Source organism: Gordonia hirsuta DSM 44140 = NBRC 16056, from assembly GCF_000333015.1.
GTDB lineage: Bacteria > Actinomycetota > Actinomycetes > Mycobacteriales > Mycobacteriaceae > Gordonia > Gordonia hirsuta.
Genome location: NZ_BANT01000017.1, coordinates 1 through 24,651 on the forward strand (window position 1 = coordinate 1; position 24,651 = coordinate 24,651).

26 protein-coding genes are annotated in these 24,651 nt (G+C 67.5%); 10 read left to right on the forward strand and 16 right to left on the reverse strand.

Going from position 1 to position 24,651, the window contains the following annotated elements; genetic code table 11:
• Positions 1 to 1,132, reverse strand: a 1,132-nt coding sequence (locus GOHSU_RS06885; protein ID WP_024332510.1) for a hypothetical protein, incomplete at its 3' end; no start/stop codon positions are given.
• Positions 1,133 to 1,356: 224 nt separating this feature from the next.
• Here GOHSU_RS06885 and rpsT point away from each other — a divergent pair.
• A complete protein-coding gene (gene rpsT, locus GOHSU_RS06890) occupies positions 1,357 to 1,617 on the forward strand; it encodes a 30S ribosomal protein S20 (RefSeq protein WP_005938870.1) in 261 nt (86 codons plus the stop codon).
• A gap of 63 nt (positions 1,618 to 1,680) precedes the next feature.
• Here rpsT and holA read toward each other — a convergent pair whose 3' ends face one another.
• Positions 1,681 to 2,643 (reverse strand): DNA polymerase III subunit delta, encoded by a 963-nt coding sequence (holA, locus tag GOHSU_RS06895; protein ID WP_005938872.1) that lies wholly within the window; start codon positions 2,641 to 2,643, stop codon positions 1,681 to 1,683.
• An 80-nt stretch (positions 2,644 to 2,723) separates the two neighbouring features.
• Here holA and GOHSU_RS06900 point away from each other — a divergent pair, with 80 nt between their 5' ends.
• From GOHSU_RS06900 to GOHSU_RS06920, 5 genes are all read left to right on the forward strand, one after another.
• Positions 2,724 to 3,800: an alpha/beta fold hydrolase gene (locus GOHSU_RS06900; RefSeq protein ID WP_005938875.1), complete on the forward strand. Its 1,077-nt coding sequence runs from the start codon at positions 2,724 to 2,726 to the stop codon at positions 3,798 to 3,800.
• 93 nt (positions 3,801 to 3,893) lie between these two features.
• Positions 3,894 to 5,171, forward strand: coding sequence for a sensor histidine kinase (locus GOHSU_RS06905; RefSeq protein ID WP_005938877.1), 1,278 nt, complete (start codon positions 3,894 to 3,896; stop codon positions 5,169 to 5,171).
• Positions 5,168 to 5,794, forward strand: coding sequence for a response regulator (locus GOHSU_RS06910; protein ID WP_005938880.1), 627 nt, complete (start codon positions 5,168 to 5,170; stop codon positions 5,792 to 5,794). Before GOHSU_RS06905 ends, GOHSU_RS06910 begins: the two co-directional genes overlap by 4 nt.
• Before the next feature lie 100 nt (positions 5,795 to 5,894).
• Positions 5,895 to 8,048 (forward strand): MMPL family transporter, encoded by a 2,154-nt coding sequence (locus GOHSU_RS06915; RefSeq protein ID WP_024332512.1) that lies wholly within the window; start codon positions 5,895 to 5,897, stop codon positions 8,046 to 8,048.
• A 448-nt stretch (positions 8,049 to 8,496) separates the two neighbouring features.
• Positions 8,497 to 8,679 carry a hypothetical protein gene (locus GOHSU_RS06920; RefSeq protein WP_005938888.1) on the forward strand — a complete coding sequence of 61 codons (183 nt, stop codon included), beginning with the start codon at positions 8,497 to 8,499 and terminating at the stop codon, positions 8,677 to 8,679.
• Between the two features lie 62 nt (positions 8,680 to 8,741).
• Here the strand turns inward: GOHSU_RS06920 and GOHSU_RS06925 are convergent, their stop codons facing one another.
• Positions 8,742 to 10,091: an IS30 family transposase gene (locus GOHSU_RS06925; RefSeq protein ID WP_051139441.1), complete on the reverse strand. Its 1,350-nt coding sequence runs from the start codon at positions 10,089 to 10,091 to the stop codon at positions 8,742 to 8,744.
• 154 nt (positions 10,092 to 10,245) lie between these two features.
• Between GOHSU_RS06925 and GOHSU_RS06930 the strand changes: the two genes are divergently transcribed.
• From GOHSU_RS06930 to GOHSU_RS06940, 3 genes are all read left to right on the forward strand, one after another.
• Positions 10,246 to 11,580: an amidase gene (locus GOHSU_RS06930; protein WP_005938893.1), complete on the forward strand. Its 1,335-nt coding sequence runs from the start codon at positions 10,246 to 10,248 to the stop codon at positions 11,578 to 11,580.
• A gap of 86 nt (positions 11,581 to 11,666) precedes the next feature.
• Complete coding sequence (locus GOHSU_RS06935; RefSeq protein ID WP_005938896.1) at positions 11,667 to 12,278, forward strand: AmiS/UreI family transporter; 612 nt, start codon at positions 11,667 to 11,669, stop codon at positions 12,276 to 12,278.
• Positions 12,278 to 13,501 carry an ArsB/NhaD family transporter gene (locus tag GOHSU_RS06940; RefSeq protein ID WP_029759736.1) on the forward strand — a complete coding sequence of 408 codons (1,224 nt, stop codon included), beginning with the start codon at positions 12,278 to 12,280 and terminating at the stop codon, positions 13,499 to 13,501. Before GOHSU_RS06935 ends, GOHSU_RS06940 begins: the two co-directional genes overlap by 1 nt.
• Here the strand turns inward: GOHSU_RS06940 and GOHSU_RS06945 are convergent.
• Complete coding sequence (locus GOHSU_RS06945) at positions 13,496 to 14,584, reverse strand: substrate-binding domain-containing protein (protein WP_029759737.1); 1,089 nt, start codon at positions 14,582 to 14,584, stop codon at positions 13,496 to 13,498. The genes GOHSU_RS06940 and GOHSU_RS06945 overlap by 6 nt on opposite strands.
• A 125-nt stretch (positions 14,585 to 14,709) precedes the next feature.
• Here GOHSU_RS06945 and GOHSU_RS06950 point away from each other — a divergent pair, with 125 nt between their 5' ends.
• On the forward strand, positions 14,710 to 15,174 hold the full coding sequence (locus GOHSU_RS06950; protein ID WP_005938905.1) for a MarR family transcriptional regulator: 465 nt from the start codon (positions 14,710 to 14,712) through the stop codon (positions 15,172 to 15,174).
• Positions 15,175 to 15,190: 16 nt separating this feature from the next.
• On the opposite strand, the gene GOHSU_RS06955 is transcribed toward GOHSU_RS06950, so the two are convergent.
• The 12 genes from GOHSU_RS06955 to GOHSU_RS07005 all read right to left on the reverse strand — a co-directional run bounded on the left by GOHSU_RS06955 (position 15,191) and on the right by GOHSU_RS07005 (position 24,650).
• Positions 15,191 to 15,577 carry a hypothetical protein gene (locus GOHSU_RS06955; RefSeq protein ID WP_005938908.1) on the reverse strand — a complete coding sequence of 129 codons (387 nt, stop codon included), beginning with the start codon at positions 15,575 to 15,577 and terminating at the stop codon, positions 15,191 to 15,193.
• A gap of 327 nt (positions 15,578 to 15,904) precedes the next feature.
• A complete protein-coding gene (locus GOHSU_RS17205) occupies positions 15,905 to 16,171 on the reverse strand; it encodes a hypothetical protein (protein ID WP_005938911.1) in 267 nt (88 codons plus the stop codon).
• A 256-nt stretch (positions 16,172 to 16,427) separates the two neighbouring features.
• Positions 16,428 to 16,775 (reverse strand): type II toxin-antitoxin system PemK/MazF family toxin, encoded by a 348-nt coding sequence (locus tag GOHSU_RS06965; RefSeq protein WP_005938914.1) that lies wholly within the window; start codon positions 16,773 to 16,775, stop codon positions 16,428 to 16,430.
• Positions 16,762 to 16,908 (reverse strand): hypothetical protein, encoded by a 147-nt coding sequence (locus GOHSU_RS16725; RefSeq protein ID WP_155821015.1) that lies wholly within the window; start codon positions 16,906 to 16,908, stop codon positions 16,762 to 16,764. The genes GOHSU_RS06965 and GOHSU_RS16725 overlap by 14 nt, the downstream gene beginning before the upstream one ends.
• A 91-nt stretch (positions 16,909 to 16,999) precedes the next feature.
• The gene (locus GOHSU_RS06970) at positions 17,000 to 18,496 is read right to left on the reverse strand and encodes a ComEC/Rec2 family competence protein (protein ID WP_005938918.1); all 1,497 of its coding nucleotides are present in this window, start codon (positions 18,494 to 18,496) and stop codon (positions 17,000 to 17,002) included.
• A complete protein-coding gene (locus tag GOHSU_RS06975) occupies positions 18,493 to 19,665 on the reverse strand; it encodes a ComEA family DNA-binding protein (protein WP_345917264.1) in 1,173 nt (390 codons plus the stop codon). The genes GOHSU_RS06970 and GOHSU_RS06975 overlap by 4 nt, the downstream gene beginning before the upstream one ends.
• An 84-nt stretch (positions 19,666 to 19,749) precedes the next feature.
• On the reverse strand, positions 19,750 to 20,598 hold the full coding sequence (locus tag GOHSU_RS06980) for a DegV family protein (protein WP_005938924.1): 849 nt from the start codon (positions 20,596 to 20,598) through the stop codon (positions 19,750 to 19,752).
• A 44-nt stretch (positions 20,599 to 20,642) separates the two neighbouring features.
• A complete protein-coding gene (gene octT / locus GOHSU_RS06985) occupies positions 20,643 to 21,428 on the reverse strand; it encodes a diglucosylglycerate octanoyltransferase (protein WP_005938926.1) in 786 nt (261 codons plus the stop codon).
• Complete coding sequence (locus GOHSU_RS06990) at positions 21,428 to 22,141, reverse strand: histidine phosphatase family protein (protein ID WP_005938929.1); 714 nt, start codon at positions 22,139 to 22,141, stop codon at positions 21,428 to 21,430. The genes octT and GOHSU_RS06990 overlap by 1 nt, the downstream gene beginning before the upstream one ends.
• Positions 22,138 to 22,530: a ribosome silencing factor gene (gene rsfS / locus GOHSU_RS06995; RefSeq protein ID WP_005938931.1), complete on the reverse strand. Its 393-nt coding sequence runs from the start codon at positions 22,528 to 22,530 to the stop codon at positions 22,138 to 22,140. Before rsfS ends, GOHSU_RS06990 begins: the two co-directional genes overlap by 4 nt.
• The gene (gene nadD / locus GOHSU_RS07000; RefSeq protein ID WP_005938934.1) at positions 22,527 to 23,177 is read right to left on the reverse strand and encodes a nicotinate-nucleotide adenylyltransferase; all 651 of its coding nucleotides are present in this window, start codon (positions 23,175 to 23,177) and stop codon (positions 22,527 to 22,529) included. The genes rsfS and nadD overlap by 4 nt, the downstream gene beginning before the upstream one ends.
• Positions 23,178 to 23,201: 24 nt before the next feature.
• A complete protein-coding gene (locus GOHSU_RS07005; protein ID WP_005938937.1) occupies positions 23,202 to 24,650 on the reverse strand; it encodes a vWA domain-containing protein in 1,449 nt (482 codons plus the stop codon).
• Position 24,651 lies beyond the last annotated feature (1 nt).

The following is a 24,651-nucleotide window of genomic DNA, read 5'->3' on the forward strand; positions in this document are numbered from 1 at the left end:
CCAGCCGGTCGCGCAGCCCGACGGCCCGGCGCTTGGCGCGCCGGGCGACGTCCCGGGCCCGCGTCTTGACCGTCGGTCTGGGCTCCGGATTGGGCATCGTTTTGATCCAGTAGGCCAGCGCGTCCAGCCCCGCCTCCAGCGCCTCCTCGGAGGTGGCCGGCGGGGCCTCGTCGACGTCCACCGACAGATCCACCCGCAGATCCTCCAGCGTGCCGGTCACCGCGCACCTCGATTCGGCGACGGCGTCGATCAGCTGCTGGGACTGCGCCGCAGCCCACACGCGCTGTTCGGCGGTCAGGCCCAGCGGTTTGCCGCTGCCGGTGTTGCGCAGGGCCTCCCCGATGAACCGGCGCTTGACGATCCACTCGTAGCGCCACCAGTCGATGTCTTCAGGCTGGATGCGGCTGTTGAGCCGGCGCAGGAACTCCGTCTGCGCCGCCGACAGCGACGAGTTGTGCCGCTCCCCCTGGTTGGGCAGCAGTGCCGGATCGACGCCCAGGACGCGGCAGAACCGTTCCCACAGGCCGTCGCCGGGTCCGGCGGTCCCGGCCGCCGGCACAGTGATCAGGTGGATACGTTCGGGCGGCAGCACGGCCGACCATCTGTCCACGATCGCCGGATAGTCCTGGTACTCCCAGAACGGCTCCTCGGCGAATCCGTCCTTGACCGGATCGGCGTCGCGGTAGCGGGCCACCGAGGCCAGGAAGTCCTCGAAGGAGGCCGGCCGCTGATTCTTGACGTTCTCCTGCCAGACCGACGGCAGCTGCCGGGCCAGATCGCGCACGGTGAGGATCACGTGCACCTCGTCGGCGAAGGACAGATCGTCCATCAGCGTCGCGATGTGCTCGGGTTTGGCGTTGGCGTACAGCTCGTGGGAGACCACCGAGGTGCCCGGCCAGGCCTTCATCTGCGCCACCATGGTCGGCCAGGCGCCGGCCCGTTCCGGCGTGGCCCAGGCCAGATAGCGTTCGGGCTGCAGGTGGGCGGCGGCATGGAAGTGGTCCTCCATGGTGACCCCGGGATACAGCAGCCCGGCGCGCTGCAGCGCCAGATCCCGGTTCACCCACAACCGGTCCTGCAGATGGGTGGTCCCGGTTTTGGGCAGTCCGACGTGCACGTAGACAATCGACATAGTGCCGACCAGCATAGATCGCGGCCGGCGGCGCCGAATCGGGCAGCCTCGCGCGCGGGGTGTCACAGGTCTCTCCCACCGGTTTTGGCGGTGCCCTCCGACGCTGGTAATCTTGATCGCTGTTGCGGAAATCGCAGGTCGGTACCGATCGCGAACCAGCACTTTCAGTCAAGACTCCGGTCGTCGCAGGGCGAGCGAAACCTACAGATGTAAAGGGATTACGCGTGGCAAACATCAAGTCGCAGATCAAGCGGAACAAGACCAACGAGGCGCGCCGTCAGCGCAACCAGTCGGTCCGCAGCGCGCTGCGTACGGCTATCCGCAGCTTCCGCGAGGCCGTCGCCGGCGGCGACAAGGAGAAGGCGACCGAGCTGCTCGCCAGCACCAGCCGCCAGCTCGACAAGGCTGTCACCAAGGGCGTCATCCACAAGAACCAGGCCGCCAACAAGAAGTCGGCCATGGCAGTGGCTGTCAACAAGCTCTGACCTGATTTTCCCGATCACCCCGGCGATCCCCCACGCGGTCGCCGGGGTGATCGCCGTCTGCGGCTATCGGCCGCGGCGCGGACGCAGCCGGGCGACGGTGGAGACGGCGTGCTCGAGCGCATAGTCGGCGTCGGCGGCCTGCCCCTTGACCGCACCGTTGAGGTCGGCCACCACCAGCACCGCCTGACCGATCGATGCGGCGTCCCAGGCCCGCGCCTGCCCCTGGATCTTGCCTACCCGGCCCGGCGGCATGCCCAGCTCGGAGGCGATCGAATACTTGTCTCCCGGTCCGAACGAGCGCACCCGCGCGATCGCATGCACCGCTTCGGCGAGTGCATCCGCCAACAGGACGCGCGCGGTGCCGTGGTGCTGGGCCCAGGCCAGCGATTCCAGTGCGCCGGCCAGGTCCCCGGTGACCGCCTTGTCGGCGACCTCGAAACCGGTCACCTCCGGCCGGCCCACGTAGTAGGTGCGCACGGAGGCCTCGTCGACCTTGCCGCCGGTGTCGGAGACCAGCTGATGGCACGCCGCCGAGAGCTCCCGCAGATCCGAGCCGACCAGCTCGGTCACCAGCTCCACCACCTCTGCGCTGACGCGCACCCCGATCTGCCGGAACTCTTTGCGGACAAAGTCCACCCGGTCCGAGTGCCATTTGGGGGCGGCGCAGTCGAACTCCTGCGCACCGGCCTTGCGCAGGACCCCGACCATCGACTTCTGCCGGCCGCCACCGGTGTGGATCACCACCATCGTGATGCCCTCGGGCAGCGCCTGGGCGGTCGCGGTGATCAGCGCGGCCGGTTCCTTACCGGCTTCGGCGGCGGCCTCGATCACGACGATGCGTTCCTCGGCGAACAGCGACGGACTGAGTAGCTCGGCCATCTCCGGCGCGGTCACCTCGCCGCAGCGGACACGGGTGACCGGCACCTCTTCGCCGGCGTCACGGCTGCGTTCGGTGGCGAGGCCTTTGATGACGCGCCCGGTCAGGAAGTCGTCGTCGCCCAGCAGCAGGAACAGCCGATCATTCACAACGACTATCGTGCCATGCCCCACCGGCGGTGGCGCTGCGCGCTAGCGTGAAGGCCACCCCGATCCAGAGAGGCCAGCCCATGCCGATCGAGAACGCTTTCTACACGCCGGAGGCCCAGGGCCCCTACCAGCTGCATTCGCTGGGCCGGTTCGAGCTGGAGGACGGCGGGGTGATCGACGAGCTGCAGTTGGCCGTGGCCACGCGCGGCACCCTCAACGACGACAAGAGCAACGCGATCCTGATCCCGACCTGGTTCTCCGGCACCCATCAGACGTGGGATCAGGTCTACATCGGGCCGGGCAGGGCACTCGACCCGGAGAAGTACTTCCTCGTCATCGTCAATCAGATCGGCAACGGTCTGTCGACGTCACCGCACAACACCGACGATTCCTCGATCGCGATGTCGAAGTTCCCCACCGTGCGGATCGGCGACGATGTGCGCGCCCAGGAGCAGCTGCTGCGCGAGGTCTTCGGCATCGAACGCCTCGCGCTGGTGGTGGGCGGTTCGATGGGCGCCCAGCAGACCTGGGAGTGGGCGGTGCGTTTCCCCGAAAAGGTCCTGCGGGCGGCACCGATCGCCGGCACCGCACAGAACACCCCGCACGACTTCCTGTTCACCCAGACGCTGCTGGAGGCGATCACCAGCGATCCGGGCTGGAACGACGGTGAGTACACCTCGCACCTGCAGGTGCAGGACGGACTGGGGCGGCACGCCGACATCTGGGCGACGATGGGCCTGTCCACCGACTTCTGGAAGTCCGGCTTCTGGCAGGCGATCCCGATGCTCGACGGCACCACCACCGATGATTTCCGGCAGTTCCAGGCCGGCTTCCTGCGCGCCCTGTTCCAGCTGATGGACCCCAATGCGCTGCTGACGATGGGCTGGAAGTGGCAGCACGGGGACGTCGCCCGCCACACCGACGGCGACCTGGCTGCCGCACTGGGCCGGATCACCGCCACGACCTTCGTGATGCCGATCGACCGCGACATGTTCTTCCCGGTGTCCGACTGCGCCGCCGAAGCCGAACTCACCCCGGGCGCACAGCTGCGGGTACTGCCCTCGATCGCCGGCCACTTCGGGCTGTTCGGCTTCAATCCCGAGTACATCGACGAGGTGGATCGCAATCTTTCGGAGTTGCTGGCCACCCGCGTCTGAGCGGATCCGCCTGAGGCACTCTGCTGGGTCGACTCTCGCTGCGGCAGGGATCGATCAGCTCGGTGCCTCGCACACCTGAGTAGAGTCGCCTGCGTGCACGCCGATCCTCCCGCACCACTCCTCATGCGCCCGGCTTCCAGCGCCCTGGGGCTGCGACTGGGATTGTTCGTGCTGGTCGGAGTGTTAGCGCTCATCGTTCTACTCCGCGCCCTGCTACTGGGCGAATCCCACCCGCTGTGGGTGGGCGCGTTGACGGCACTGTTCTTGATGATCCTGGCGGCGCGCCCGTTCCAGAATCTGTCACTGTCCCAGCGTCTCCTGTGGCTGGGTCTGCTCAGCGCCGTGTGGCTGGTGCTCGCGCTATCCGGCGCCGCTGCCGCCTACGTGTCCTTCGGATTGATCGTGCTGCTCATGACTGAACTGCCGGTGGTGTGGGCCTTGGTCTCGGTGGTGCTGCTCACCGCCACCAGCATCGGCGTCGGCTTTCTCCATCCCGGTGGGCTCGCGGCCATGGTGATCGGTTCGATCCTCGGTGGCGTGGTAGGCGTGGTCATCGGGCTCGGCTTTCGTGTTCTCATCGAGGAGACCGACCGACGGCAACTATTGATTGCAGATCTGCACCACACCCGTGCCGAACTGGCCGAACAGGAGCGGGCCGCCGGCGAGATGGCTGAGCGGCAACGTCTGGCACGGGAAATCCACGACACCGTGGCGCAGGGGCTGAGCAGCATCCAGATGCTGCTGCATGCGGCGGAATCGGAGGGGTTGCTACCCGGCGCCCGAGAGCCGGTGCGCCTGGCCCGCGAGGTCGCGGCGGCTGGTTTGGCTGACACCCGACGGTTGATTTCGGCGCTGGCTCCGGCCGACCTCACCGGGCGATCCCTGATCGATGCGCTCGGGCGAGTATGCGCCCGAGCGCCAGCACGGGGACCGCAGGTACGACTGGCCGTGGAAGGAGACCCCGTCCGCCTACCCATGCCGATCGAATCGGCACTGGTCAGATTGACCCAGGGAGCGCTGTCGAACGTAGCCCGGCATTCTGGTGCGGTGTGCGCGGTCGTCACCCTGAGCTACAGTCCCGGCAAGGTCCGTTTGGACATCGTCGACGACGGGAAAGGCTTTCCCGTGGGGCTGCTGGCCGACGCGGAGGCACCCCGCTTCGGCCTCGATTCCATGCGAGCACGCGTCGAGGAGTTGGCGGGCGAATGGGACCTACAGTCCGAACCCGGGTACACAGCGGTTTCGGTGACATTCCCGGTGACCGAGATCGAGCCAGATGAGCCGGGTCTGGCCGAGGGGCCCTCGCTCCCGGGGCTCCGGCGATCTCTATCCACGCCGCAATCGGCCGCCATCGAAGAGGTCCGTCCGTGATTCGGCTCCTGCTGGCCGACGACCATCCCATCGTCCGCGCCGGTCTGCGCGCACTCCTAGCCCAGCATGCCGACCGCATATGCTTGGCCGGAGACGTCGCTACCGGCGCGGACGCGGTGGAATTCTGTCGGACCCACGAGGTCGACCTGGTGCTGATGGACCTGCGGTTCGGCGAGGGAATGTCCGGTGCCGACGCCACGCGCCAGATCCGGGCACTGCCGACCCCGCCGTATGTGCTTGTCGTGACGAACTACGACACCGACGCCGACATTCTCGGCGCAATCGAGGCCGGGGCCAGCGGGTACCTCCTGAAGGATGCGGCACCCGATGAACTCATCGGCGCCGTGGTGGCCGCGGCCGGTGGCACCATGGCGCTCTCGCCCGCCGTCGCCATCCGGCTGATGCATCAACGGCACAACACCGATCCGCAGCTGACCGAACGGGAGCGGGAGGTTCTGCGGGCGGTTTCCGACGGCCGCTCTAATCGCGATATCGCGCGCACGCTCTACGTGAGCGAAGGAACAGTCAAAGCGCACATGACCAATATCTTCAGCAAACTGGAGGTGCGGTCGCGCACAGCCGCAGTGGCCGCGGCCCGCCGTCGCGGCATCCTTGCGCCGTAGCCGCACGTCTCCCTGGCCGGTCGGCCTCGATCGAAAGTCATAGCCGAGGGTGCCGGTTCGGTCGATGTGGCCGATAGCCCCACGCTGGTCTGATGGGACTATGAGATTTCTGTTTGGTTCTCGCCTGCGAGCCGGCATGGTGGTGGCCCTGTGGATCGTGCTGGTCGGTGCGTTGGCCGGTGTTGCCCCGGCTATGGACGCCGTCGAAAACAATGCAGCTGCCAACGATCCGCCGGCCGACTCGGCCTCCGTTCACGCCGCGCAGCTGGCCGCCGAACAGTTCCCCGGCAGCGACGGTCTCCCGGCCATCGTGGTGGTGCGGGGGGACACGCCCGCGCACACCGACGAAGCCGTGTCATCGATCACGTCGGCGATCGAACAACTCCGCGGCGAGGACTCCACCATCGCCGGTGTCGTCACGGCCGACGATGGTGGCGCGACGACCTTACGATCCGACGGCGGTGACGCACAGATGATCATCGTCCCGGTCACGGGCGAGCCGACCGATGAGCAGTTTCAGGATTCGATTCACCGGCTGCGCGAGGTCGTCGCCGACGCCTCTGGTGCGGCACACGCCGACGTGACCGGGCCCGCAGGCATCGCGACCGACACGGTCGGCGTGTTCCGCAGCGGTTCGCTGGTACTGCTGTTCGGCACGATTCTGCTGGTCGTGATCATCCTGATGGTGATCTACCGCTCACCACTGCTGGTAGTGACCGCGCTGCTGGGGGTCGGTGTCGCCATGCGCCTGTCGGAAACTCTGGGCGCCCTCATGGCCGACGCCGGTTGGTTCGATGTCAGTTCGCAGACCTCGTCGATCATGACGGTGCTGCTCTTCGGTGTGGGAACCGACTATGCGCTGATAATCATTGCGCGCTATCGCGAGGCGCTCGCCACGAACCAGGACCGCCCGACTGCGATGATCACCGCCATGCGCGGCGTCCGCGAATCGATTCTGTCCAGTGTATCGACGATCGTGCTGGCGATGATGGCGCTGCTGGTGGCGGCCTCTCCGGCGCTCCGCGGCTTCGGTCCCTACCTGGCGCTGGGCGTGGCTTCGATGGGAGCGGTGGCGTTCACCTTTGTGCCCGCGCTGATGCTGCTGTTCGGCGGGAAGTTGTTCTGGCCGTCGAACATCGCCAAGGCCGCATCCCGTCAGCCCGGGGCCATCTGGACCCGGATCGCCGATCTGGTGGCGCGCTCACCGAAGGCCGTGCTGGTCTCCACGCTGGCGACGTTGCTGGTCTTGAGTGCCGGATTGATCGGCTACCGAGAGAGTTTCGACTTCATCAGTGGTTTCCGCGTCGATACTCAGTCAGAAGCGGGGCAGGACGCGATCGCCGACGCTTTCGGGCCCGGTGAGGTAGCGCCGTCGACGATCTATGTGCGTTCGACCGGCAGAATCACACCGGAGGAATGGGCGACCGTCCGGTCCGAGCTGGTCGACACCGATGGGGTCGCCAGGGTCGGGCAGCGACCGATGATCAGCGACGAGGGGAACGTGGCCGCGTTCGAGGTGGTGTTGACCGAGAACCCGTACAGCCCCGAAGCCTTGGATCGAATCGGGCCACTGACCGAAGCGACCCAGCGAACGGCCTCGTCTACCGGGATAGCCGAGCCGCAAGTGCTGATCGGCGGTGAGACCGCCACGACCGCCGATATCCGCTCGGCGCTGAACAAGGACACCCTGATTCTGGTGGTCTTGGTGCTGCTGATTGTGCTCACCGTGCTGGCGGTCCTGTTGCGATCGGTCTTGGCCCCGCTGTACCTGGTGGGCACGTTGCTGTTGTCGTTCACCGCCACCCTGGGCCTGACCACCTTCCTGTCTGTGACGGTCGGCGGCGACGAGGGGATCGGTAACCGCGTCGCCGTGTATGTTTTCGTCTTCCTGGTCGCTCTCGGCGTCGATTACACCATCTTCTTGATGAGCAGGTATCGGCAGGAACTCGCCACCCGCTCGCCGCACGAGGCGTTGCGCACCGCCCTGATCCGGTCCGGTGGGGTGATCTCCTCGGCCGGACTGATTCTGGCTGCGACCTTCGCGGTACTGACGACGCAACCCATTCGCGAGCTATTCCAGTTCGGTTTAGCGATGGCGATCGGCATTCTCTTGGACACTTTCGTCGTCCGCCCACTGCTGGTTCCCGCCGTTGTGCAGTTGCTCGACGACACCGCGCTCTGGCCCAGTCGGCCCCCGCCGCTGCCGTCAGGGACGACCACATCATCGAGGCGGCCTCAGGCAGACCGGAACTGACGCCACGCACATCGCGCCAAATCGCCACGAAAACGCCCCGCCGGCGACCCTCCGACACCGGAGCCGACGTATGCACGCAGGGGATGCCGGATGCCGGTCGTGGGTAGCCTCTAAATCCAGGACCCGGAGCGAGCAACCTCGATCCGGGTTCTGCTATCAGGTCACGCACCTCGGTGCGTTCACAGGCGCACAGCGCTGTGATCTGCCCGATCATCATCGAGCGACTTACTGCCCGCCGTTCACAACGGGACGCCGGTGTTCCCGGCCGATGTGCAGTGGCGACTCGGGTCCCTCTGCGCTGACCTGCCGATCGCGTCCACATCGAAAACTCGCCATCCCCAGATCCAGTGATTTTCACCAATCCCTGGACAACGTGATCAACTTCACCTACTTTTGAATATGTTCCATTTGGAACTATTCCAGATGATTGTGAATCAAGGAGAACACGATGACGCTGTCCATCAAGGACGTGCTCGCCGCGAAGGGTCTGCACCCTGACGCCGACGAGCTCGCCCGCATCGAAAGCACCTGGGCCGAGTTCGCCGGGTTGCGGCGGGACCTGGAGACCATCGACACCGCGGACGCGGACATCGCGCTGCGCAACATCCCCGGAGGCGATCACCATGGCTGACGAACTTCTCAATCTGTCGGCAACCGCTGTCGGCGAACTGATCGGAACCAAACTGGGCGAGTTCAACCGGTCGTTGCAACACCGGCTTGGTGGAGTGAGGATAGCTGTTCGGCGAAAACCTCGGATGGGGTCCGCCAGCCGAGTACTTTCCGGGGTCTGTTGTTGAGTGCGTGAGCGACGGCCTCGAGTTCCTGGGCTGACCATCGGGACAGGTCTGTGCCTTTTGGAAAGTACTGCCGCAGAAGGCCGTTGGTGTTTTCATTCGTCGGACGCTGCCACGGAGAGTGTGGGTCTGCGAAGTACACCTTCGTGCCGGTGTCCAGGGCGAACTGGGCATGTCCAGATAGTTCCTTTCCACGATCCCATGTCAGGGTCTTGCGTAGCTGTTCGGGAAGTGTCGCCATTGAGGCCGCCAGGGCCTTGTTCATGGCGACGGCGCCGTAGCCTCCCAGGGAAGGGCCGTTCTTCGTCGGCGGCTTCTCACCCCACCCCTTCTGCCGCGGGAGATGGACGAGAATCGTTGAGCGGCTGCTGCGTTCGACGAGGGTGCCGATCGCCGACCTTCCGGTGCCGATGATCAAATCGCCTTCCCAATGGCCGGGTACAGCCCGGTCAGCGGCCTCAGCGGGGCGTTCACTGAGGACGACATCGGCGCCGACGTGGCCTTGGGCCGTGTTCTGTGACCGGGCTCGTGGTGTGCGCAGTGCACGACCGGTACGCAAGCACGCGACGAGTTCACGTTTGAGAGCTCCGCGGCCTTCGATGAATAGCGCCTGGTAGATCGCTTCGTGGCTGATACGCATGGACTCATCCTCGGGGAAATCGATCTTCAGCCGCGCAGAGATCTGCTCCGGACTCCACGCCAGGGACCACCGGCGATCGGCCCGGTGCGGCTTGTTCAGCCCCTTCCACACCGGCGTACCCGGACCGGACACCGCCGTGCCGCCCGGCCCGCGGACCTGCCCGGCGAGCCGATCTTGCACGTACTGCCGCAGCTGCGGATTGTTAACCAGCTTTGCCGTCTTGGGTCTCTTGGCGGCCTGCTGCGCCTTCCACTGAGCGACCGTGGCGCGGTAGTCCTGCTTCCCGCCGCGCGTGGCGGCATTCCGGCGCAGTTCCCGGGAGATCGTGCTCGAGTCACGCCGCACAGCACGAGCAATCTCACGCACCCCGGCGCCCTGCGCCCGCAGAATCGCTATCTCCTCTCGTTCCTCAAATGTCAGATAGCGACCCGTTGGCTCAGACAGACAGATCGGTGGCATACCGCCAGCATGTCTAAACCACCGCGCGCCGACCGGCACCGACACCCCGACCTGCAGCGCGGCTTCAGCGGTGGTGATGCCGGTGGCAATCACGCGCCAGAACTCGCGCTGGACTGTCCGAGACGGTTCGGGCCGGCCAGGCGAACGCATCGCCGGCCGCAGAGCCCGATCCGCACGCCACTGCCGTCGCACCCCCTCGGGAACATCGCTGGTCTTCTTACTCCAGTCCTGTGTCGCCACACCACACCTCCGAATCAAGGTGTTGCGACGACCAATTGAATCCGCCCAGGTCTCCCCTGTCGAAGTGACGCGCCGCGCCCTCGAGTACGCCCACGCCAAGAACGACGTCATCAACGCCTTCGTCAGCTTCCGCGACGACGCGGCGATGGCCGAGGCGGAGAAGGCCGAGAAAGAGATCGCCGCCGGCCAGGTCCGCGGCCCGCTGCACGGCGTGCCGATGGCGCTCAAAGACAACTTGTACGTCGCCGGCGAGGTGACGACCATGTCGTCGAAGATCCACGGCGACTTCGTTTCCGAGCACGATGCGACCCCGGTATCGAAGTTACGCGAAGCCGGGGTGGTGCTGACCGGCAAACTCAACATGCACGAGTACGCGTGGGGCATCGACAACAACAGCCCGCACTTCGGGCCGGTCCACAATCCGTGGGACCTGGATAAAGTACCCGGTGGATCCAGTGGCGGATCCGGTGCCGCGGTGGCCTCGGACATGTCGTATTCCACGCTCGGTACCGACACCGCCGGATCCATCCGGATCCCGTCGGCCGCCAACGGTCTGGTGGGCCTCAAACCCACCCACGGCCGGGTCGCCAAATTCGGCTGCTATCCGTTGGCGTGGACGCTCGACCATATCGGACCGATGTCCAAGACCGTCGCCGATGCCGCAGCCATGCTCGGCGCCATCGCTGGATTCGACCGTCGCGATCCCACCTCGGTCGACGCCCCCGTCGACGACTACTTGGCCGCCCTCGGCGGCGACCCGAAGGGGCTGGTGATCGGCGTGGAGGAGAACTACTTCTTCCGCGACGTCGACTCGGAAATCGAACGACTGGTCAGGGCCCGGATCGACGATCTGGTGTCCCGCGGTGCCACGGTGCAGAAGGTGCAGATCCCGGCGCTGCGGTATTCGGAGTGGACGGAGCTGGCCACCAGCCTGTCGGAGGCGTCGGCGATCCATCATCAGGATCTGATCGACCGGCCGCAGGACTTCGGCGCCGATATCCGGTTCCTGTTCTACCTGGGTGAACTGTTCTCCTCCGTCGACTACCTGCAGGCTCAGCAGGCCCGTCGCCAGATCAAACAGGAGTTCACCGCAGCGCTGGACGACGTCGACGTGATCATGGCGCCGACGCTGCCGGTCATGGCTCCGGACATCGGTTCGGCCGTCGCCGACCTGAACGGTTCGCCGGTGGATCTGGTGCAGGCCTTCATTCGGTTCACCGGACCGAGCAACCTCACCGGCCTGCCTGCACTCACGGTGCCGGCCGGGCTCAACGGCGATCTGCCGGTGGGGCTGCAGATCATCGGCAAGGCCTTCGACGAGGCGACCCTCCTGCGGGTGGGCGGCTACGTCGAGGAATCCGATCCGATGCAGGGCCGACGCGCCCCGAACGCGGCCTGACCGACTCCCGCGGGCGCGCCTGTCCGGGCGCCCGCGGGCTCTCGCCGACAACCCGCCGGCGTCTTCTACCTGTCGAGAGTGAAACCATGTCCAGCCTCGCCTTGTTGTTCGTCGGAGCAGTGCTGCTCGTGAACGGACTGGTCCTCCTGGGTCGTATCGGCGCACGCGCCGCGGTTCCGATCAACCTCATCACCGGCGCGGGCCTGGTCACCGCGTCCCTGGTCACCGCGATCCCAGCCGACGCCGATGCCCGATTGGCGTTATTCGGCGCCGTCGGCTTTAGCCTGTTCGGGGTCACCTACCTGACCGTGGCCGGCGGCACCCACCTCGGTGCAGACGGCCGCGCCCTGGGTTGGTACTGCGCATGGGCGTGCGCGGTCGCGGTGGTCTTAGCCGCAATCAACTTCGCCGCCGGAGATGCGCATATCGCGTGGCTGTGGTCGGGTTGGGCGGTGCTGTTCTTCGCCTTCTTCCTTTCCGGCTGCATCTCCGATCCCCGGTTCGACGTCGCCGCCGGAGTGCTGGCGATCGCCCAGTCGGTCACCACCGCGACCGTGCCGGCACTGTTGATGATCGACGGCACGTGGTCCGAGCTGTCCATCGGCTGGGTCGCCGCCGCTCAGGGGGTAGGCGTGGTGATCGCCGTTGCGAGCGCCGCGCGCCCCCGGTCGGCGCAGAGCACGGCACCGGCGGTGTGATGACCCCCGCACGACGACGACTCGTGCCGCTGATCGCCGTTCTCGCGACGGTGGGCGGCCTTGCCATCGTGTCACCGGGGCAGGCTGGGGCCCTCGTCCTGCGGCTGGCGCCGGTGCTGCTGTTCGTCGCGGCAATGTCGGTGGTGGTCAACCTGGCGAGCGCCGCCGGCGCCTTCGACGTGGTGGCCGAGTGGACTCGGCGACGGTCGTGGAAGGCGATGCCACTGTGGACGGCGACCTGGTGCCAGATCGTGATGCTGGCGCTGATCTCGACGATCTTCCTTTCCCTGGACACCACCGCGATTCTGGTGACCCCGCTGGCCATCGCACTGTCCCTCCAGGGTGGAATCAATCTCTGGCCGGCCGCGCTGACCGTCATCTGGATCGCCAATATCGGTTCACTTCTACTCCCGGTCTCGAACCTGACCAATCTACTGGCTGCCGGCTCGGGCGTCTTCGACGGTTCCTACGCTTACCTGGCCACCGCATGGCGCCCGGCGCTGGTGGCCGCCGGCGTGGCTGTCACCGCCTCCTGGATCGTCTACCGCTGGTCGTCGCGCCGGCACGTGGAAGCCGATGCGGTTGCGGCACCGGCCGATCCGGCACCCACAGTCGTCGACCGGCGCCTGCGGGCCAGCCTGATCACGCTCGGTGTGCTGTTGCCGCTGCTGGCCACCGGGTTCCCCTACTGGATCTCGGCGACCGGCGCCGCCGTGATCCTGGTCGTCGCCTCCCGCGGTGTGGCCGATCGCCGGGCCGGCCAGACCGGTGCGGCGCAGCACCCGGCAATTCGCTGGGCCGCACTGATCCCCTGGGCGTCGCTGGCCTTCGTGACGGTACTCTCGGCCGTCGCGGCGATCGCCCACACTGCCGGTGCCCTCGACGCGATCGCCGGCGCGCTCGGCCCACGACAAGACTCGACGGCCGGTCTGCTGGCCATCGCCGGGCTGGGCGCGGCGACGTCGAACGTGGTCAACAACATTCCAGCCTTCCTCGCCCTGGAGCACGGCGTCGACACCGCCGACGGCATGCTCGCCCTGCTGGTAGGGGTCAATGCCGGCCCCCTCGTCACACCGTGGGCGTCGTTGGCGACACTGCTGTGGCACGACCAACTGCGCCGCTCAGGAAACTCAGTGTCGTGGCGGTCGTTCATCGCCGCCGGATGCGTGCTGGCACCGATCGCCGTCGCTCTGCCTGTGCTGGTGATCGGCTCCGGCTCATAGGGTTCCGAGAACCTCGAAGTCGAAGACGTCGGCGCGCGCCAAGTTCACCGGCTGCACGGCCTGGTTCCCGATGAACCGCACCACCCCGCGCGGGCCGGTGAACGTCAGGCCGTCGATCACCCGATCGAAATCAGTCGACCGTGTGCCGCCGGACTTGCTCGCCAGCTCCGCCAGTGTCTGGATTCCCTGGTAGCACGACTGGGCCATATTGTTCAGCGATGGCGCCGACGGTCCACGTGCGGAGATGTAGCGACCCAGGAAGTCGAGCGCGTTCGCACTGGTCAAACTACTGAAGTAGGAAGCTGAACAATAGAGGTCTCCGGTGGCCTCCGGGCCGCTCGCTAGGAGCATGCTTTCGTCCATCAGCGGGCTGTAGCGCGTGATGCGTTCGGCCAGTCCCGCTTCGGCGAACGACCGATTGAAGTCGACTGCATCCTGGCCGACCAGCAGCATCAGAACTCCATCGCAGTCACCTGCAGCGACAGCCGCCGGCAGCCGCGGATCGGAACCGTGGCCCATCGGCACAAAGGTGGTCCCGACGATCTCTACGCCGAGCATCGAAGCGAAGTCGATCACCTTCCGCAGCGATCGCAGCGGCCACACATACTTGGCGCCCACCACATACCAGCGCCGGATGCCGAGGTTGTCACGCATCCAGCTCAACGCCGGAAAGATCTGCTGCTCGGGCGTTTCCCCGCTGCAATAGATACCCCGGGCGCGCTCGTCACCCTCGTACAGCGAGGTGTACACGTACGGGATTCGGCCGTCCACGAGCGGGCCGAGCCGGCGACGGATCGACGAGATGTGCCAACCGGTGATCGCGTCGATCCCGGAGGTCTCGATCAGGCGACCGATCTCGGCGGCGACGGCCTGCGGCGCCTGACCGCCGTCGATATAGACGATCTCTACCTTGCGGCCATTGACACCGTCACCGCTGTTCAGCTCGTCGGCGGTCATCTCGCAGACCGAGATGCACGACGGACCGAAGATTCCACCGGGCCCCTGCAGCGGGATCACCATGCCGATGCGATACGGGGCGCGACCCGCCGACTGATCCCGCGGCAAGGCATCCTCCTCCGTCATTGCACGGCTGCTCACATTTGAGACTTATAGCGATCTGGCTCACTCGCAAAGCGATGCTCCCATATTGTATGCTTCCAAATGGATCTATTTCAATAGTCGGATTTCACATACATGAGGGGAAGGACATGAGCGACACCCCAGCGGACGAGGCGACGGTCACGATCTCCGCCACCTGCCCCATCTCCCTGCTCAAATCCCTGCTCCTGACGGGTCATCGTCTGCAGATCGCCGTCACGGCCGCCGGCGTCGCACACGGGCTCACCGCCGACGAATGGCTGATCCTCGACGCTCTGACCACCCACGACGGCCTGGCGATGTCCCAGGTGTCCGCACTGACGCTGTCGTCGGGCGCGTCACTGACGCGCGCCGTCGACCGCCTGGTCACCCGTTCGCTGCTCTACCGCACGCCCAGCCTGACCGATCGCCGCAAGGTAGAGGTCCACCTCAGTGACCTCGGTCGGGAACTGCACGGCCAGATGACGGCGGAACTAGCCGAGATCAACCACGATCTGCACGCCTGCCTCGCCGGCGGCTCCGTCGATCCAGAGGCGGCCGCCGCGATGTTGAGCGGCGGCACCGGGCCGCACTGACCTTCACGGCGATCGGTCACCAACTCCTCGACCACCGCTTCTTCCTCGACGGCAAGGCCAGCACGACGCGGCGCCGCCTCCAGGTTGCGATCCCACGGCGCCACTCTGCCCGCGCCGCCGGCCACAGCCCGCGGCGCAGCACGTCCTCCACCGCGGACAGGTCGACGCGCAACGTCTTCGACGCCCCGCCCGGCCAGTCAGGCGGGCGATCGCTGCGCACTGCGAGTCGGTCGGGGGTGCTGAGGACAACCACGCCGCACAAGGGCCCGCCATCGCAGTCGACGAGGCGAACGCGCACCCGGTCGATCAGCCAGACCGTCTCTGGACCGCCGAGCAGACGTTCCAGAGGCGACCCCGGGACCGTCCGCTTCCACAGAAACAGCTCTTCCTGCCCCTTGGTCACCGCCGGCCGTCGCCGACACCGCGCAGAACACTCCGCACGATTTCTCTTCCGCCCGGACGCTACTGGAGGCGATCACCAGCGATCCGGGCTGAGACGATGGCAAATACACCTCGCACCTGCAGGTTTAGGACCGATTGAGGACGAGATCGACCGCAACCTTTTGGAGTTTGCTAGCCACCCGTCTGACATCTTCGATCTGGTGGCCTCAGCCCCGCGCGGCTCGAGGGTTCAACCAGCTCAGTGCCGAAGTAAGAGAGCTGAAGGCTTGGGGTAGGTCCTGGATCCAGGCCGAACAGATTCCGCGGACGCGGCCGAAAGTGCACCCTGTCAGGCGGTTGCCGCGACCGGATCGGCCAGCCGAGCCCGTACAGCAGGTGCCACTTTCTCGGCGAGCAGCTGAATCCTCGCGCTGCCGGTGTCGACGGATTCGCCGGGCAGCTGCGCCCAGAAGTGCACGTCCTTCACCTGCGGGGTGGTTCGGATGAGGTCGGTGAGCGAGTCGACGGCGGTGTCGACATCCCACAGCGTGTAGGAACCGGCCTCCAGGAGTTGGTCGGGATCGGTGAACTGCGGCATCTCGCCGAAGGCTCCCATCGCGATGTACTTGTTGATCTGGTACAGCGCATGCTTGCCGATACGGGCCCATTCTCGCTCCGGATCCTCAGCGATGATCGACCACTGACCGGCGAAGATCCGAGCCGACTCGCGGTCTTTACCAACCCTGTCGAGCGCGGTGAGATAGCTTTCGTGACACCTAGCCGACCGGTGAATGGCGTTTGCGGGAGTGAGGATATTTTAGTTCGTGTCGACACACACACCGTAGGAATTCGAGGGGTGAATCGCCTGTACCTCAGCGAATCGCGCGATCGAGGAAGTCCCGCACCCAGGTGCGGATCTGCCGCAGCGTAACCGCATCCACCGAGCCGGCACGATCGACCACTCGGCTGCGCGAGACCGTCCGGATCTGCTCGGTCATCGCCCACGACGGCTGCCCGAGATCGCCGCCGGTCACCTCGACACGGCTGGGCCAGCCACGATCGACCGACGTCACCGGAACGACGATGAGCCGAGTATTCACGACCTCCAGATAGTCGTCTCCGGCGACGATGACGGCAGGACGGCGGCCGCCCTGCTCCTGCCTCGAATCGAACTCCACCCAGACGATCGAGCCCTGGGCCAGCGGCTCAGCGGTCGACACGGTCCCACTCGGCCGACTCGTCGCGATAGGAATCCATCAGTTCCTCCGGCGTCGTGCGAATCGCCGTCCGCAACGCGTCGAAACGCGCGGCCCGCTCGCCGAGGTCGAGTAGATTCTCCACCTGTTCGCCCAAGGTACGACCCTCCGATTTCCATACCGGAGGATTTCCATACCGGAGGATCGTGTCTCTCCTCGGCTACGTTGTCGTCGTTCTCGGGCGCTTCCTAGTCGGTATCTCGCGACGCCGATGCGCGCCGGGGACGGCGGCGGGCACGCCAGGCTGCGACGCCGAACACACCGAGCAGCGTCACGACCACAGCGGCCTGCCAACCGGGAACCTCCGGCGCCGACCACCGCGGACCACCGAGACGATCGGCGACGGTCAGCAGCCACCACATCTCCGGGCCGGTAGCCCGGATCAGCCATTCGGCCGCCAGCGCACCGGGCCCGCCCGGCGGACCGAGAGCGCCGATGACCGCGGCCCCGGTACCCAGCAGGGCGATCACCCCGATCACCGGCGCGGCCAGCAGATTCGCCGGAACCGCGACCAGACTCAACTGGCCGGACACCGCGATCACCAGCGGCGTGGTGAGAATCTGCGCGGCCAAGGTCATCGCCAGCAACACCGCCAGCGGCTCAGGCATCCCCCGCCGCGTCATCGCCTGACGCAGCGGGGCTGCCCACAACACCAGGCCCAACGTGGCGACCACCGACAATGCGAATCCCGGCGCCAACGCCATCTGCGGCCAGAACAGCAGCACCACGATGATCGCCGCACCGAGCGCCGGCAACGCCTGAGCGCGCCGGGCGGCCAGCGCACCGAGCAGCCCGACACCGCCCATCACCGCCGCGCGCAGCACACTGTCGGTGGGACGCACCAGGATCACGAAACCCACCATCGACGCCAGCCCCAGCGCCACCGTCACCCGGGTCGAGGCCCCGGCCAGCCGCAATCCCAGCACCACCGCCCCGCACACCAACGAGAAATTAGCCCCACTGACCGCCACCAAGTGCGTCAGGCTCGCCGCCCGGAAGTTCTCCCGCAGCTCCGGTTCCAGGCGTGTGGTGTCACCGAGGATCAGTCCCGGGAACAGCCCGGCCGCACGGGGCGGCAGCGCGCGGGCTGCGGTGAGCTGCAACCGAGTTCGCACCGCGCCGGCCCAGCGCTGCCACACCGGCGCCGGGGCGATCACCGTCGGTTCCTCGACTGCTGTCAGGCGGGCCGCCAGCAGCCGGTCACCCAGGGTCGACGGCGGCGGTCGTACCCGAACCCGCACCGCGATCTGTTGCCCAGGAACGGCGTCGAACATCTGCGACGAGCGCAGCATCAGTGAGGCGTTCACCGTCCGTTGCCGCCACCCGTCCGCCTCCAGCACCTGTACCGGGAGCCTGGCTCCGCCTTGCCGGGCGAAGACCACCGGATCACCGCTGACCCGCAGCGTCAACTCTGGTGTCCCGGCCAGCTCCCGCACCGGCGCCTGCTCGGCACCGGCGATCCGGATCGCACAGATGATCGCCGATGCAGCGGCGATACCGCACAGACCCAACACCCCGGCGGCCGCCACGGTCGCCGGGCGAACACGTATCAGTAGCCAGGCGCCGAGTGCGCCGACCGTCCAGCACGCGGTGAGGATCCACGTCACCGTCAGCGGCAGGCACAGGGCCGCGGCGATGGTGCCCCAGCACGCCAGCGCCGGTCCGGCCAGCCGCAGATCGGTCATGGACCGACGGTGACCGCATCGCGGAGCTTGGCGAGCTTGCCCGGTCCGATCCCGTTCACCTCAGCCAACTGGTCCACGGAGGTGAAGCCGCCGTGCTGCTCCCGCCAGGAGATGATCGCCTGGGCAGTGACCGGTCCCACCCCGGGGAGCGCATCGAGCTCGGTCATCGTCGCGGTGTTCAAATCGACCTTCGCACCGCCGGCGGGACCGGCCGTCCCGGTCCCGGCCGAACCGGCTCCCCCGCTGCCCGGGGCACCGGATCCCGCCGAGGACACCACGGCGCTGCGCACCGATCCGGCCCCGGCTTCGCGGGTGCCCACCAGCACCTGATCACCGTCGTGCAGGATCTGCGCCATATTGAGGCTGAGCAGGTCCGCGGTCGGGGCCGCACCTCCCGCCGAATCCAGTGCCTGCGCCACGCGGGAGTTCGGCGCCAGCCGAACCAGTCCGGGTTTGCGCACCAACCCGGCGACACTGACCACGATCTCGGCTGCCGGCGCCGGTGCGGCGGACGGATCGGCTGCGGCGGACGGATGGGATGCGGCGACGCCCGGCGCCGTCGGACCGGCCGACGCGGGCAGATCGACCAGCGGTGCGGCAGGCTCCGTACCGCGCAGCAGACTGAAGGCGGCGATCACACAGGCGATGACGCCCACGCCGATGAGTCCGATCGCCGCCGAGGGCAGCATCGCGAATCGCCGCGGCGGCGCATGCCAGTCGTCATCGGGATCGTCGCCGTCGGGCTCGCCGCCGCCGCCGGGCTCGTCGTCTCCACCGTCTCCGAATGCCGCGTCGTCGTGCCGGCGATCATCGAGGACCTCGTCCCAGTCCTGTCCGTCCCAGGCTTCTTCACCCGAGCCGTCATCGTCGAAATCCTCGTCTCCGAAGTCCCCACCGTCGAGCTCCCCACCGTCGAACTCCCCACCGTCCAGGCCACCAGCGCCGGGCCCCGGATCACCGGGGCCGTGGTCCTCTGGATCCGCGCTGCCGGGCTCCTGCCCGGAGCCGGCCCGGCCGGCCCAGGCGCGCCGACCGGCGGCGGTGTCGAGCCACGCCGGGATCCGGGTGACGCCCCAGTCGTCGGCAGGTTCACTCTCCCGCGGTGCCGCCGAGGAGCCGAGCACCCGGTTCAATCTGCTGCTGGCAGTGGTGTCTGATCGCCTGGCCATGGCGTGAACGCTAGGGCGGCACTCCTCAGGGAACCAGTGGCCGACACCCGCTCCTGTGGATACTCTGCGGTATCCACAGGCGAGTCAGTCCAGGGTTTGCAGTCCCCGGCCGACCGTGACTCCCACGGCGCCCTGGCCGACGTGAATGCCCAGGACCGGCCCCAGTTCCACCACCAGCGACGAGGTCACGTTCGGGATCGCGTCGAGGACGCTCTGGTGCACGTCGACGGCCAGTTCGGGGGCATAGCAGTGCTGGACGGCCACGGTCACCTCGTCGTCGCCGACGTTCTCGGCGATCTCCTCGACCATCCGCTTGACCGCCTTGGTCATGGTGCGCTGCCGGCCTTGCAGTGCCAGGACACCGTCGGCGATGTGCAGGATCGGTTTGATCGCCAGCGCCGAGCCGAGCAGGTGGCTGGCGGCGCTGATCCGGCCGCTGGCCCGCAGGTTCTCCAGCGTCTGCACGCACATCAGCGATTCGGCGGTCGCCGCCGACCGCACCGCGGCCTCGTACACCCCGTCCCGGTCGGCTCCGGCCTGCGCGGTCTGCGCGGCAGCGATCGCGGTGAGCCCGACCGAGACACCGACCGCGCGCGAGTCGACCACACGCACCGCATCGCCGAGTTCTTCGGTCACCAGCCGGGCCGCCGCCCAGGTCCCCGAGAGTTGCCGGGACATGTGGACGGCCACCACACCGTCGCCGTCGCTGCGATCGAGGGCCTCGCCGTAGATCTCCATCAGATCCTGCGGATTGGCACCGGACGTGGTGGCTCCGGGCGTCGAGATCACCTCGACCGGGATGTCGTCGACACCCTCGAGGTACTCGGTGCCGTCTGGCATGCTCACATGCAGCGGGGCCTGGGTGATGCCGTAGCGGTCCGTCAGTGACGCAGGTAACCGCGAAGACGAATCGGTGACGACGATGACAGGCACCCCTACAACTTAGCCGGAGCCGCCGGGAAGGTTCGCGTGGGTCGTCAGGTTTGCCGCAGAAGCGGAGTCACCGCCGCGGTCACCAGGTCGGCGATCTGCGCGTGGACGCCCATCCCCCAGTGGATGCCGTCCGGATTCGGAGTGTCGTCCCGTCCGCCGGCACTCGGATCTTCAATATCCGGACCCTCAATACCGAAGTGCGCGGCGGTGATCGGGTAGAAGTCGACCGTCGGCAACGAATGCTCGCGGGCCCACTGCGCCAGCGCCGCCGCGGTCCGGGCCCGCCCCGGATGGGCGTGCCCGTAGTAGGGGCTCGAATGGGTCGGCGGCAGGCCGACGACGATCGGCAGATCCGGGCGCAGATGGGCCAGTGCCTCGCGGACCTTCTCGAAGTACCGGACACTGATCTGTGGCGGCAGCGCCATCGGCCAGCCCAGCGGGGACAGCCGCGGTTGCAGCCAGCCGTAGGCCTCGCGCACCCTCTGGCGCAGACCGGTCGGGCGCAGGTAGCGGATCTGTTCGCGCAGCGCGGTCGGCAGCGGCGACGGCAGCGAATCCATGCCGCCGAACGCCAGGACCACCACCTCGGCCTTGGGCAGTGCCGCCCAGATCCGGGGATCCTGGGTGATCGCCCACCAGATGTCCCGGCTGGTCCAGCCGATCCTGGCGAACAGTTCCACCGGACGGTTCACGGCGGCGCCGACCAGATTCGGCCAGATGCCCGGATCGTCGGCAGGCAGTCCGCCCGCCGGACCGTAGTAGGTCAGCGAATCCCCCAAGACCAGCACCGAGCCGGGCCTGGTGTCCGGGCCCTCGACCGACTGCGCCACTACTGCACCCCGGTGTCGGCGACCTCGGCCGAGGCGTTCCACACGTCCAGCCGCCAGGTCGGCTCGGCGCCGGGCAGACTGTGCCCGGACAGCTGCACCCAGCTGGTGTTGGCCAGCCCGCCCAGCATCGGCCAGTTGGCCACCGGCAGCCCGAGCAGTCCGGCCGTCAGCGCGGCGATCACCCCGCCGTGGGCCACCAGGATCACCGGCGCCTCGGGCGTCTGGCCCTGCCCCCAGTCGTCGAGTTCGGTCAGCAGCTGCGTCACCACCGGCACCGCGCGGGCGGCCACCTGCACCCGGCTCTCCCCGCCGGGCGGCGCCCAGGTCGCGTCGTCGCGCCAGATACGCCGCGCACCGGGCGCCTGCGCATCGACTTCCGCGTGCGAGAGCCCCTGCCACTGCCCCAGATGCGTCTCCCGCAGCCGCTGATCGGTGGTCACCTGTAGTCCGGTGGCCGCCCCCAGCGCCAGGGCGGTGTGGTGGGCGCGCTGCAGATCCGACGACCGGATCAGGCGCGGGCCGCAGGCGGCCAGCACCTGTGCCGCGGCCTGTGCCTGTGCGATCCCGCGCTCGGACAGTTCGGTGTCCAGATGTCCCTGCATCCTTCGGGTGGCGTTGTAGGAGGTCTGCCCGTGCCGCAGCAGCACCAGCCGCCGCACGATCGGGGTCAGTCGTTCGATGCTGGTATCGCCCTGATCGGGTTCGGCACTCATGCCCCGGTCCCGGTGTCGGCCTCGGGCCGCTCCAGGCCGTCGATCGGCACCACCGGGCAGTCCGACCACAGCCGTTCCAGGCTGTAGAACTCGCGCTCGTCTTCGTGCTGGATGTGGATCACCACATCGCCGTAGTCCAGCAGCGCCCAGCGGCCCTCGCGCACCCCTTCGCGGCGCAGCGGCGAATGCCCGGCCTCGCGCAGCTTGTCCTCGATCTCCTCGGTGATCGCGTTGACCTGACGTTCGTTATCGGCCGAGGCGATCAGGAACAGGTCGGTGATGACCAGCGCCTCCGAGACGTCGATGACGAGGATGTCGGTGGCTTTGCGGTCGGCGGCGGCGTGGGCGGCGATCGTCGCCAGGTCGATCGATTCTGCGGTGGCGGTCACGTGTGGTCCTTTCGGTACAGACCGTGTTTGCTGACGTACTGAACGACGCCGTCGGGCACCAGATACCAGATGGGCCGGTCGCTGCTGGCCCGCTCGCGGCAGTCGGTCGACGAGATCGCCAGGGCGGGGATCTCCATCATCTGCAGCGCATGGTCCGGTTTGGTCTTGAGGTGTTCGGCCAGGTGGGTGGCATCCAAGGCGTATCCCGGGCGGGAGACACCGATGAAATTCGCCAGCTCGAACGATTCCTTCCAATTGTGCCAGGTCAGAATGTTTTCCAGCGCATCGGCTCCGGTGATGAAGAACAGCTCATCGTCCGGATACACCTTGCGCAGGTCGCGCAGGGTGTCGACGGTGTACGTGACCCCTTCGCGGTCGACGTCGACCCGGCTGACGGTGAAGCGCGGATTAGACGCGGTGGCGATCACCGCCATCAGATAGCGGTGTTCGGCCGAGGTCACCGCAGCGCGGTGCCCTTGCTGGGACTCCTCCTTCTGCCACGGCCGGCCGGTGGGGACAAAGATCACCTCGTCGAGCCCGAAGCGATGCGCCACCTCGCTGGCGGCCACCAGGTGCCCGTTGTGGATCGGGTCGAAGGTGCCGCCCATGATGCCGATACGGCGCGGGGTCTGCGGCTGCTGGGACATGAGCAGTGAGTTTACGCGGCCGGCTCACACCGGCAGCAGGTCGGCGATCACCTGCGCGAGCTGTCCGGCGTTGCGGCACTCGTACATATCGATCACGTCCCCGTATTTTCCGGCGATCGAATCACCGGTGTCCCAGTTCTCCCGCCGTTCCGGGTTGAGCCAGTAGGCGTTGCGCACCCGGTCGGTCAGCTGCTCCAGGGCGTCCACACTGGACAGGGCGTAGTTGTTGCGGGCGTCGCCGAGGATCAGCAGCGCACCGCGGTGGGTCAGCGAATCCAGGTAGTCGCGCGCGAAGCCGCGCAGCATGTGGCCGTAGTCGGAGTGTCCGTCGCGGGTGCTGATGCGCGCCTGCGAGAGCATCTTCGTCATCGCCTCCCCGAACTGGTCGTCGGCGCTGGACCGGTCGAAGTAGTCGGTCACCTCGTCGACGGTGTCGACGAAGGCGAACACCCGCACATTCGAGAACTGCTGGCGCAGGGCATACACCAGCTGCAGGGTGAACGAGCTGAAGCCGGACACCGATCCGGACACATCGCAGATCACCACCAGTTCGGGTTTGCCGGGCCGGGGTTTGCGGTGGCGCAGCTCAATAGGGACACCGCCGGTGGACATCGAGGCCCGCAGCGTCGCCCGCACATCGACGGCGCCGCGGTGGTTGCGCCGGCGCCGGAACTCCAGTTTCGCCGCCAGCAGCCGCGCGATCGGCTCGATGGTGCGGCGCAGCTTGGCCATGTCCTGCGGATTGGCGGAGAAGAAGTCGATCTGTTCAGGCAGTTTCGGCACCGCATAGGCGGCGACCTCGTCGCGGCCGCGCAGAGCGGACATGCGGCGCTGGACCTCGGTCTCCACCGCGGCCCGCAGTCGCTGCGTCGCATCGCGCGCCGCGCGCCGGTTGAGCGCATCGGTGCCGGCCCGCTCCCCCTCTTCGCGCGGGATACCGGCGGCCATCGCCGCGGCGATCCGGGCGATCAGCGTCTGCGGTGAGATCACCGACATCGCCTGGTACACCGAATAGCTCTCCCCGCGCGCCGACTCGTACCGGCCGGCTTCGGCGACGATCGCTGCCACCAGCTGATCGAACCGGCCGTCGGCCTGGGCTTCGTCGTCGGCCAGGATGTCGGCGGTCAGCTCGCGCAGCGCCTGCACGTCGACCTCGCCGGTGTCGGTGTGCGGCACCGTGATCGCCCCGGCACGCGCCGTGTGCCCCAGCGGGAACCACAGCTCGAAGCACAGGTCGAAGGTGTCCCGGTGCAGATGGTCCGACAGCAGGGTGGCGGCCAGGCCCTCCCGCAGACTCTCCCGGTCCAGCAGATCCAGGACCTCCATCGCCTGGCCGGCGTCGATCAGGTTCGACGGTCCCACCACGATGCCGCGGGTCCGCAGATCCTCGACGAAGCCGGTGAGGGTGTCGACGAGGACCTGCGCCGACGGGGCCGGTGTCGACGGATCCTGTTCCGCAGCGGTGGGACCCACC